Raw genomic sequence first — 9,462 nt, forward strand, 5'->3', positions numbered from 1 at the left:
TGTCATGACCACCTTCGCTCCCGCCTCCCGCCGCGCAACAGGCCGGCGCCCTCTCAACTGGGGTCGCATCGCAACCTGGGCCGCGCTGATCCTCGCGATCGTCGTGACGCTCGGCCCGTTCCTCTGGATGCTGCGGACCGCGCTCTCCAACAACCACTCGCTCGCCACCCATTCGGGTGACCTCCTCCCCGCCGACTTCACCTGGGGTGGCTTCGCGAGAGTCCTGGGCCTGCAGTCCACCGCCCAGGCACAGGCCGAAGGCGGATCCGGTGCCTCGATCAGCTTCTGGCAGTACCTCCTGAACTCGGTCATCGTCTCGACCCTGATCACCGTCTCCCAGGTCTTCTTCAGCGCCCTCGCCGCCTACGCGTTCGCCAGGCTCCAGTGGAAGGGCCGGAACAAGGTGTTCGCGCTCTTCCTCGGCACGCTCCTCGTCCCGGGGATCTTCACGGCGCTGCCCAACTTCCTCCTGATCAAGAACATGGGCCTCCTCAACACCTACCTCGGGATCGCACTGCCCACGATGCTCATGACCCCGTTCGCGGTGTTCTTCCTGCGGCAGTTCTTCCTCGGCATGTCCCGCGAGGTGGAGGAGGCCGCCATGCTCGACGGCGCGAAGCACGGCCGGATCTTCTTCCAGATCGTCATCCCCAACGCCGTCGGTCCGCTCGCGACCCTGTGCCTGCTCACGTTCATCGCCGCCTGGAACGACTATTTCTGGCCCCTCCTCGTCGGCAACGCGCCAGCGGTCCGAGTGCTCACCGTCGGGCTTGGCGTCTTCAAGTCGCAGTCGCCTCAGGGCGCCCCCGACTGGTCCGGCCTCATGGCGGCCACCCTGATCTCGGCGCTGCCGATCCTCCTGCTGTTCGTCGCCTTCGGGAAGAAGATCGTCAACTCGATCGGCTTCTCGGGCATCAAGTAGCCCCACCCAGCTCAATCTCCCCCCTCAGGCACTCGGCATGACGCCGCGGGCCACCCCCTCCCTGTCCTGAAAGGACCCCCCATGAAGAAAGCACTCGGTGCCGCGGCCGTTGCCGCGGCCGCAGCCCTCGCTCTCTCCGCCTGCGCCGGCGGTGGAAGCCAGAACGCGTCGGCCAACTCCGATGCGAGCGGAACCATCAGCTACTGGCTGTGGGACGCCAACCAGCTCCCCGCCTACCAGCAGTGCGCCGACGACTTCCACAAGGCCAACCCCAACATCACGATCAACGTCACCCAGACGGGCTGGGACGACTACTGGACGAACATCACCAACGGGTTCGTCGGTGGCAACGGGCCTGACGTCTTCACGGACCACCTCTCCAAGTACGGCGACTTCGTCAAGAACAACCAGCTCCTCTCCCTCGACGACGCGGTGAAGGCCGACAACGTCAACCTCGGCCAGTACAACAAGGGCCTCGCCGACCTCTGGGTCGGCCAGGATGGCAAGCGCTACGGCCTGCCCAAGGACTGGGACACGATCTCGCTGTTCTACAACAAGGACCTCATCTCCAAGGCCGGCCTCACCGCCGACCAGGTGGGAAGCCTCTCCTGGAACCCGACGGACGGCGGCACGTTCGAGAAGGCGATCGCCCACCTGACCGTGGACACGAGCGGCAAGCGCGGCGACGAGGCGGGCTTCGACAAGAACAACGTGGCCGTCTACGGCGTGGGCCTCGCCGGCTCCGGCGCCTCCGAGGGACAGACCGAGTGGAGCTGGCTGACCGGCACCACCGGCTGGACCCACACCGACAAGAACCCCTGGGGGACGCACTTCAACTTCGACGACAAGAAGGTCCAGGACACCATCACCTGGTTCCACTCCATGATCGACAAGGGCTACATGCCCAAGCTCGAGACGACGGTCGGCGCCTCCATGCCCGATGCCTTCGGCGCTGGCAAGGCCGCGATCAACGCCAACGGCTCGTGGATGATCGGCCAGTACTTCGGCTACAAGGGCATCAACGTCGGCATCGCCCCGACGCCGACCGGCCCTGACGGCAAGCGCGCCTCGATGTACAACGGCCTCGCCGACTCGATCAACGCCGCCACGAAGAACCCGGCCGCCGCGACGAAGTGGGTCGAGTACCTCGGGTCCCCGGCCTGCCAGGACGTCGTCGCGGCGAAGGCCGTCGTCTTCCCCGCAATCTCGGAGGCCGCCGACAAGGCGTCGGCAGCGTTCAAGGCCAAGGGCATCGACGTCACCCCGTTCACCCAGCAGGTGAAGGACAACACGACGTTCCTCTTCCCCATCACGGAGAACGCTGCGAAGGTTGACGGCATCATGAAGCCGGCCATGGACGCCGTCTTCTCGGGCAAGTCGCCCGCGAGCTCCCTGACCGACGCCAACAGCCAGGTCAACGCGCTCTTCCAGTAGGCCAGATCGCCGGTTCCGATCGATCCGGCCTCAGGGGCCCGGCCCGCGCCGGGCCCCTACTCTGGACTCAAGCCCACCCGTACCGCCCGCCCCACCGTCGAAAGAACCCCATGGACTCCCTCCACCTCCGTTCCGCCGGTACCAGCCTGCTCCTCGCCTTCGGTTCCGGCGAGGCCGAGATCGTCCATTGGGGCGCCGACCTCGGCGAGGCCCTCCCCGACCTCGCCGTCCTGACCCCGCCGATCCCGCACTCGGCACTCGACGTGCCGGTGGTCGCGGGCCTCCTTCCGCAGGCGTCGTCGGGGTGGCTGGGGCGTCCCGCGGTCCGCGGCAGCCGGACGGGCGACGGCGTTCCCGGCCTCTCCTTCTCCCCCGCCTTCCGCGTGGTCTCGGCTGAGTCGACCCTCGACGGCCTCGGCGCGAGGATCGTCCAGTCCGACCCCGAATCGGGGCTGAGCGTGGCCTCCGACCTGCTCCTCCATGAGGGCGGACTCCTCGAGCTCTCGCACGAGCTGACCAATACGGGCACCACCGCGTACAGCCTCGACGAGCTCGGCGCTGTGCTCCCGGTGCCGGGGGACGCCGTCGAACTCCTGGACCTCACCGGCCGGTGGTGCCGCGAGAACCATCCGCAGCGGCAGGCGATCCGCCAGGGCACGTGGGTGCGTTCGGGCCGGCACGGCCGCACGGGCCATGACTCATCGCTGCTCGTGGCTGCGGGCACGTCGGCCTTCTCCAACCGGGCCGGCCGCGTGTGGGCGGTCCACTTCGGCTGGTCCGGCAACCATGAGCAGTACCTCGATACACTCGCGGACGGCCGGCGCATGCTCGGCGCGTCCGAGCTCCTCGGCTCGGGCGAGGTGGTGCTGGCACCCGGGGCGAGCTACCGCACGCCCGTGCTCTACGCGGCGTACTCCGACCACGGCCTCGACGGCGTGACCGATGCCTTCTACCGCTGGTTCCGCGGACGCCCGCAGCACGCTGGGCCCACTGCCCACAACGCAGCCCGCCAGCGCCCGGTGGTCCTGAACACGTGGGAGGCCGTGTACTTCGACCACCGCCTCGAACCCCTCCTCGATCTCGCCGACTCGGCTGCGGAGCTCGGCGTCGAACGCTTCGTGCTCGACGACGGCTGGTTCCGTGGGCGCCGCGACGACCACGCGGGCCTCGGCGACTGGTACGTCGACGAGACGGTATGGCCCGAGGGGCTCACCCCGCTCATCGAGCGCGTCAACGCGCTGGGCATGGAGTTCGGGCTCTGGGTCGAGCCCGAAATGGTCAACCTCGATTCCGACGTGGCGCGAGCCCATCCGGAGTGGATCGTGGGCCCTGCGGCGAAGTCCCACAAGGACGGCGGCCGCCTTCCGCTCGAGTGGCGCCACCAGCACATGCTCGACCTTGCCAACCCCGAGGCCTGGCAGTACATCTTCGAGCGGCTCGACACCCTCCTGACCGAGAACAGCATCGCGTACCTGAAGTGGGACCAGAACCGGGACCTGACCGAACATGGCCACGCGGGCCGCCCCTCGGTGCACGAGCAGACCCTCGCCGCGTATCGGCTCTTCGATGCCCTCAAGGCCGCGCATCCCCGCGTCGAGATCGAGTCGTGCTCGTCCGGCGGAGCCCGCGTGGACCTGGGCATCCTGCAGCGCACGGATCGCGTGTGGGCCTCGGACTGCAACGACGCCCTCGAGCGCCAGACCATCCAGCGATGGACCCAGGCCGTACTCCCGCCCGAGCTCATGGGCGCACACGTCGGTCCGACCCACTCGCACACGACGGGCCGGATCCACGACATCTCGTTCCGCGCGATCACGGCGCTGTTCGGACACTTCGGCATGGAGTGGGACATACGGCAGGCCACGCCCGCCGAGCGCGCAACGCTCCAGCGGGCCATCGCGCTGTACAAGGCGCACCGGGGGCTCCTCCACTCGGGGGTCCGCGTCAACGCGGACCTCGCGGAGCCCAACCTCGCGCTGCACGGCGTCGTCGCGCACGACGGCGCGTCGGGGCTCTTCGCGGCCGTCGCCTTGGGCACGCTCTCGGCCGAGATGCCCGGCCGCGTGGGTATCCCGGGCCTCGACCCGGAGCGGACGTACCGCGTCCGCGCCGCGCTGCCGACGTCCGACGACGCAGACCTGGCCAACACGTTCACCCAGGTCGTGCCGCCCGTATGGCTTGCCGAGGGTGCCACCGCGAGTGGCCGCTTCCTCGCGAAGGTCGGCCTGCCGCTGCCCGTCCTGCGGCCGGAACACGCGCTACTGCTCGAGATCGCGGCGACCGAGTAGCCATGGTGCCCGGGCTGTTCGGGTCGCGGACCCTCGGCGCGGCCCTTGGCTCCCGGGCCAACGCCCTCAACGGGCTCCGCCTCGTCTTCGCCGCGGCCGTCATCGTCTCCCACGCATGGTGGCTCGGCGGCTACGGACCGGAGCCCGCGTGGTCCGGGATCAAGCTCGGCACGGCGGGCGTGATGGGGTTCTTCGCGATCTCGGGGTACCTCATCACGGTCAGCGCCGAGCGTTCCACCCTGCTGGCATTCGTCGCGGCGCGGTGGACCCGCATCTATCCCGGCCTCGCGGTCGCGGCTCTGGCGGTCGCCTTCATCGCGGCCCCGATCGGTGCACTTCTCACCCAGGGACGCTACGAGGTGCGCGGCGCACTGGCCTTCGTGGCCGCGGCCCTCACGCTCGTCGTCGGGACAACGAGGACACCGCCGATCGGGACCTCCCTCGCAGGCAACCATGATCCCTCGGACTGGGACGGACCCCTGTGGACGCTGACGTGGGAGGTACTGTGCTACGTCCTCGTTGCGGTTGCGGTCTACTCCGTCAGGAGGGCCTCGCCCGTGAGGGCACCATCCGGCAGCGCACACCACGGCAGGGCACAACGCGGGAGCGCGCGACACAGCATCGTGATCCTGTTCCTGTTCGCGCTGTTCTCCGGGGCCGTCGCCGGGAAGCTGCTCGGCAGCGGGTACGGCTCGGACCGCACCGAGTTCGTCCTCCCGTTCGTCGCGGTCTTCCTGGCCGGCGCGCTCGTGTCAACCCTGCGGAACCGGCTGCGAGTGGGTGTCGTACCAGCCGCTGCCGCGGGCCTGGCGGTCTGGGGCGCGCTGGCCACCGGCTACGGGACCGCCCTGGCCCCGCTGCCCTTCGCCTACCTCGTGCTGTGCGCGGGATCTATCCGGTCGCGGGTGGGGAATCGCTGGGACATCTCATACGGCATCTACATCTACGGGTGGCCCGTCCAGCAGCTCCTCGCGGCAGCACGGGTTCCCGCGCATGTATCGCCTCTCGCGTTCGCCGCCATCGCACTCGCCGTGGTGTGGCCGCTCGGCCTGCTCAGCTGCCTCGCGGTGGAGAGGCCAGCGCAGCGGCTGCGCGCGCGCATGCTCGGCTCGCAGCGCCCGGGCCACGGCCCACCAGAGTTTGTTTCTGAATAGTTCTGTCTGTTTCTGTTCACATCTGTGTTCCAATGCTCTAGTCTGGCGTGACGGCAGTCACATGGATCGACCCCACGAGACCGCCCTCCACGCCCTCGACGCAGAGGAACACCCGCCCCATGGATATGAACAACCTCACCCGGCGCCTCGGCGACGGGACTCCGCGCATCGCCTATGGCGCGGACTACAACCCCGAGCAGTGGCCGAGGGAGGTGTGGGACCGAGACGTCGAGCTCATGCGCGAGGCCGGCGTCAACCTCGTGAGCCTGGGCATCTTCTCGTGGGCCCTCCTCGAACCAGATGAGGGCCGCTACGAGTTCGGCTGGCTCGACGACGCGATGGACCTCCTGCATGCCCACGGCATCGCCGTGGACCTCGCGAACGCGAGCGCCTCGCCTCCACCGTGGTTCACGGTGAAGTACCCTGACTCGGCACCAGTGGACGCGCGCGGAGTCCGCCAGACCCACGGTTCCCGGCAGGCCTTCGCGGCCTGCTCCCCGGACTACCGCCGCGCCGCCGCGGCGCTCACCACCGCGATCGCGGAACGCTATGCGTCCCACCCTGCCCTGGCCATGTGGCACGTGCACAACGAGTACGGCTGCCACAACCAGCCGGACTACGGACCGCACGCCGAGCGCGGCTTCCGCGCGTGGCTCGAGCGCAAGTACAGCACCATCGAGGCCCTCAACCACGCGTGGGGCACGGCCTTCTGGTCGCAGCACTACTACGCGTGGACCGAGATCATGCCGCCGCGCCACTCGGGCACGTGGGTCAACCCAACGCACCAGCTCGACTTCGCCCGCTTCTCCTCGGACTCGCTCCTAGAGTGCTTCGAGGCCGAGGCAGAGATCCTCCGCGCGCACTCGGACAAGCCCGTCACGACCAACTTCATGGGCACGAACATGGGCCTCGCGGCGCCGATCGACTACTGGCGCTGGGCCCCAAGCATGGACGTGGTCTCCAATGACCACTACCTCATCGCAGAGGACCTGAGGAACCATCAGGAGCTCGCGCTCACGGCCGACCTCACGCGCGGCTGGGCCCAGGGCGCGCCGTGGCTGCTCATGGAACACTCGACCTCGGCGGTGAACTGGCAGCCGCGCAACATCGCGAAGGCGCCGGGCCAGATGCTCCGCAACTCAATGCAGCACCTCGCCCGCGGTGCCGACGGGATCATGTTCTTCCAGTGGCGCGCCTCGCGCGCCGGCGCAGAGAAATACCACTCCGGCATGGTGCCCCACGCCGGGACGGAGACGAAGGTGTGGCGGGAGGTCGTCGAGCTCGGCCGCGCGCTCCGGGCGGTGTCCGAGGTTGCGGGATCGCGCGTGGCCGCCGAGGCCGCGCTCGTGTTCGACACCGACGCGCGCTGGGGCGCTGAGCTCGACTCGCACCCGAGCGTCGAGGCGCAGCCCGTCCGGGAGCTGCGCGAATGGCACGATGCCCTCTACCGCTCGGGAATCACCACCGACGTGCGGCAGAGCACCGACGACCTCTCGGGCTACCGGCTGGTCGTTGCCCCGATGCTGTACCTCGTCACCGCGGCCGGCACAGCCAGTCTCCGGCGGTACGTCGAGGGCGGCGGCACGCTCGTGGTGACCTACTTCTCGGGCATCGTCGACGAGAACGACCACATCATCATGGATCCCCTCACCGGCGGCGGATACCCGGGCGCCTTCCGCGAGATGCTCGGCGTTGAGATGGAGGAGTTCTTCCCCCTGCGGGCGGACGAGACCGTCTCGCTGGGCACCGGACTGGGTAGGCGGTGGAGCGAGCTCGGACGCGCGACGACGGCCGAGACACTGGCACGCTTCGAGGAGGGCCCGACGGCGGGCTCCCCCGCCGTGACGCGGAACGCCGTCGGCTCAGGCCACGCGTTCTACGTCGCCACGACGCCGGACGACGACGCTCTGGCCGCGTTCCTGCCCCAGGTCCTGGACGCCGCGGGAATCGCCCCTGACCCTCAGCTCCTCGAGTCCCCGGACCTCGAGCTCGTGGTCCGGCGCTCGGCGGACTGCGAATGGCTCTTCGCCATCAACCACGGCCCGGGCGAGGCGCGGGTATCGGCCAGCGGAACCGAGCTCCTCTCGGGCACCCCGACGAAAGGCGAGCTGAACATCCCCGGGGGCGGAGTCGCCGTCGTGCGCCTCGATCCCACCACGCCGTGACCTTCAGGTCACAGCACCATCACACTTTCGTTTCTGATCTTTTATGAACGTTTCTGCCCACCTACCATATCCACTATGTGACGCACGTCATAGGTGACGGCGTCTCCATCCGAGGAGAGAAGCACATGAATACGCAGCGCAGCGGTTCCTCCGCCCAGATCACCCTCCCGCCCTCCCTGATGAACCGCAGGGCGCTCCTCAAGACCCTCGGCGTCGGCGCCGTGGGCCTCGCGGGCGTCCCGCTCCTCTCCGCGTGCACGGGCGGATCGGCGCCCGGCGGCGGCAGTTCCGGGTCGAAGACTGTGTCCTTCGGTTCCTCCGCCTCCGACGACGTTCCCAAGCGCGCCTACCAGGCAGTGGTGGACGCGTTCCAGAAGAAGTCGGGCGCCACCGTGACCACCAACGTCGTTCCCCACAACGACTTCCAGAACAAGATCAACTCGTACCTTCAGGGCAGCCCCGACGACACGTTCACATGGTTCGCCGGCTACCGCATGCAGTACTACGCCGGAAAGGGGCTCCTGGCACCGATCGACGACGTGTGGGAGAAGATCGGCGCGAACTACTCAGACGCCCTCAAGAAGGCCTCAACCGGCCCGGACGGCAAGATGTACTTCGTCCCGAACTACAACTACCCGTGGGGCTTCTTCTACCGGAAGAGCTTCTGGGCCGAGAAGGGCTACGCCGTCCCGAAGACCTTCGATGAGCTCAAGACCCTTGCCGCCAAGATGAAGGCGGATGGCATCATCCCGATCGGCTTCGCCGACAAGGACGGCTGGCCGGCGATGGGCACCTTCGACTACATGAACATGCGGCTCAACGGCTACCAGTTCCATGTGGACCTGTGCGCCCACAAGGAATCGTGGAACCAGCCCAAGGTCCAGTCGGTCTTCGACACGTGGAAGGCCCTCCTGCCCTACCAGGACCCGGCAGCGCTCGGCCAGACCTGGCAGGACGCGGCCAAGCTCCTCGGCGACAAGAAGACGGGGATGTACCTCCTCGGCTCGTTCGTGACCCAGCAGTTCACGGACGCCGCGGTCCTCGCCGACATCGATTTCTTCCCGTTCCCCGAGATCGCCGTCGAGGGGCAGGACGCCATCGAGGCCCCGATCGACGGGCTGCTCCTGTCGAAGAAGGGCGGCCAGAACCAGACCGCGAAGGACTTCCTCGCGTTCCTGGGCACGCCCGAGGCGCAGAACGCCTACTACGCAGTCGACTCGTCGAACATCGCTACCGCCAAGGGCGGGGACACGTCCAAGTTCACACCGCTGAACAAGAAGTGCGCGGACGCGATTTCCAACGCGAAGCACATCAGCCAGTTCTTCGACCGCGACGCGCTGCCCGCGATGGCGAACAACGTGATGATCCCGGCTCTCCAGGCGTTCATCAAGGACGGCTCGGTGGACATCAAGAACCTCGAGTCCCAGGCCGCCGCACTCTACGCGGCCCAGTAGCCGCCTCATCGCAGCGACCGTGGGGGGGGGGGCCCCCCCCCCCCC

6 protein-coding genes are annotated in these 9,462 nt (G+C 68.4%); all 6 read left to right on the forward strand.

What is annotated here, in order from left to right; all coding sequences use genetic code 11:
• Nucleotides 1-4: 4 nt before the first annotated feature.
• The 6 genes from RBS60_RS18080 (at nucleotide 5) to RBS60_RS18105 (ending at nucleotide 9,417) form a co-directional block, all read left to right on the forward strand.
• On the forward strand, nucleotides 5-922 hold the full coding sequence (locus RBS60_RS18080; RefSeq protein WP_307958931.1) for a carbohydrate ABC transporter permease: 918 nt from the start codon (nucleotides 5-7) through the stop codon (nucleotides 920-922).
• An 81-nt stretch (nucleotides 923-1,003) separates the two neighbouring features.
• A complete protein-coding gene (locus RBS60_RS18085) occupies nucleotides 1,004-2,356 on the forward strand; it encodes a sugar ABC transporter substrate-binding protein (protein WP_307958932.1) in 1,353 nt (450 codons plus the stop codon).
• Nucleotides 2,357-2,466: 110 nt separating this feature from the next.
• Nucleotides 2,467-4,644: an alpha-galactosidase gene (locus RBS60_RS18090; RefSeq protein ID WP_307958933.1), complete on the forward strand. Its 2,178-nt coding sequence runs from the start codon at nucleotides 2,467-2,469 to the stop codon at nucleotides 4,642-4,644.
• 5 nt (nucleotides 4,645-4,649) lie between these two features.
• Nucleotides 4,650-5,798 carry an acyltransferase gene (locus RBS60_RS18095; protein WP_307958934.1) on the forward strand — a complete coding sequence of 383 codons (1,149 nt, stop codon included), beginning with the start codon at nucleotides 4,650-4,652 and terminating at the stop codon, nucleotides 5,796-5,798.
• 119 nt (nucleotides 5,799-5,917) lie between these two features.
• A complete protein-coding gene (locus tag RBS60_RS18100) occupies nucleotides 5,918-7,963 on the forward strand; it encodes a beta-galactosidase (protein ID WP_307958935.1) in 2,046 nt (681 codons plus the stop codon).
• A 125-nt stretch (nucleotides 7,964-8,088) separates the two neighbouring features.
• On the forward strand, nucleotides 8,089-9,417 hold the full coding sequence (locus RBS60_RS18105) for an extracellular solute-binding protein (RefSeq protein WP_307958936.1): 1,329 nt from the start codon (nucleotides 8,089-8,091) through the stop codon (nucleotides 9,415-9,417).
• Nucleotides 9,418-9,462: the final 45 nt, after the last annotated feature.

The organism is Sinomonas sp. ASV486 (assembly GCF_030908215.1).
GTDB classification, from domain to species: Bacteria; Actinomycetota; Actinomycetes; order Actinomycetales; family Micrococcaceae; genus Sinomonas; species Sinomonas puerhi.